The sequence below is a fragment of the Streptacidiphilus jeojiense genome (assembly GCF_000719095.1).
Lineage (GTDB): Bacteria > Actinomycetota > Actinomycetes > Streptomycetales > Streptomycetaceae > Streptacidiphilus > Streptacidiphilus jeojiensis.
Map to the genome: position 1 here is coordinate 1 of NZ_JOEH01000123.1, position 240 is coordinate 240.

1 protein-coding gene is annotated in these 240 nt (G+C 74.6%); it reads right to left on the reverse strand.

Features of this window, described 5'->3' with window-relative positions:
- Positions 1-240: CDP-glycerol glycerophosphotransferase family protein (locus IF29_RS43055; protein WP_037598812.1), on the reverse strand; the 240-nt coding region annotated here is incomplete at both ends.

Below are 240 nucleotides of genomic sequence, written 5' to 3' on the forward strand. Positions count from 1 at the left end.
CGGCGGCCAGGTCCAGTTGCAGGTTCAGGCGCAGGATGTTGTCGAACCCGAGCTGGTCCTCGCGCCAGGTCGGCGCGTACAGCACCACGGTCTTGCCCGCCGGCAGGCCGAGCTGCTCGCGGACGGCTTGGGCGCGTTTGGCGCGGTCGGGGGCGTGGAGCTGGTCGGTGCGCGGCAGGCCGGTCTCCAGCACGGTGCCGGTGTAGCGCAGGGCGCGGCGCAGCACCGGGGTGCTGGGCG